Here is a 1,111-nt window from a genome sequence, read left to right as displayed (position 1 = left end):
GCACCAGGCCGATGCCGGTAGCCAGCAGGAAGGTGCGGTTGTGGAAGAACGACAGCGGGAGCACCGGGTCCTGCGCGCGGGACTCGACGAACACCAGGAGCGCTGCCGAGACGACGAGACCGGCGAACCAGGCCCAGGTCTCGGGGGCATCCCAGCCGTGGTCCTTGCTCCCGCCGAACTCCGAGAAGAACACCAGGCACGTGGTCGCCGCGGACATGAAGAGCACCCCGAGCACGTCGATGCGCTTCGTGGCCTTCTTGTTCGGCAGGGTCAGCGCGAACCACGCCACGAAGAACGCCGCGATGCCGACCGGGATGTTGATGTAGAACGCCCAGTTCCAGGTCAGGTGGTCCACGAAGAAGCCACCGAGCAGCGGGCCGCCGATGGCGGACAGACCGAAGATCGCACCGAGCGGACCGAGGTACTTGCCGCGCTGCGACGCCGGCACGATGTCCGCGATGATCGCCTGCGACAGGATCATCAGGCCACCGCCACCGAGTCCCTGCATGGCACGGAACGCCACGAGCTGCGTGAAGTCCGTGGCGAACGCGCACCCGGCCGACGCGATGGTGAACAGCGCGATGGCGATGAGGAACAGGTTGCGACGACCGAGGACGTCGCCGAACTTGCCGTAGACGGGCATCACGATGGTCGAGGCCAGCAGGTACCCGGTCGTCAGCCAGGCCTGGTGCGCGACGCCGCCGAGTTCCCCGACGATGGTCGGCATCGCGGTGGAGACGAGTGTCTGGTCGAGGCTGGAGAGCAGCATCCCCGCGATCAGGGCGGAGAAGATGATCCAGATGCGACGCTGCGTCAGGAGCAGCGGTCCGTCGGAGCCTGGGCGGGCACGCTTGGTGGTGCCCGGCGCGGTGGCGCTCATGTGGTGTGTTCCCGTTCGGTCGTGGTGACCGCCCTGAGCAGGCGGAGGTTCTCGGTGAGCAGCGCGTCGAACGTCGGCCCAGTGGCCTCGTCGAACGCGTCGTCGAAGTACTCGGTCGCGGTGACCTTGAGGAGCGCCGCCGCGGTCTCGGTGACCAGACGCGGTCGGCGGTCGGCGGGGTCGTCCCACCCGAACCGCCGTCCGAGCGCCACGGTGACCCGGGCGAGCGGC

At 68.6% G+C, this 1,111-nt stretch carries 2 protein-coding genes; both read right to left on the bottom strand.

Annotated elements, in window-relative coordinates; all coding sequences use genetic code 11:
- A partial coding sequence (locus BACI9J_RS23505) for an MFS transporter (RefSeq protein WP_159736732.1) occupies nucleotides 1-880 on the bottom strand: 880 nt, incomplete at its 3' end.
- A partial coding sequence (locus tag BACI9J_RS23500) for a hypothetical protein (protein WP_159736731.1) occupies nucleotides 877-1,111 on the bottom strand: 235 nt, incomplete at its 5' end. The genes BACI9J_RS23500 and BACI9J_RS23505, both read right to left, overlap by 4 nt.

It is taken from the genome of Arthrobacter sp. 9V, assembly GCF_902506065.1.
Taxonomy (GTDB): domain Bacteria; phylum Actinomycetota; class Actinomycetes; order Actinomycetales; family Micrococcaceae; genus Arthrobacter.
The sequence above is the reverse complement of the archived record's forward strand: the minus strand, read 5'-3'. Positions and strand labels throughout refer to the sequence as shown.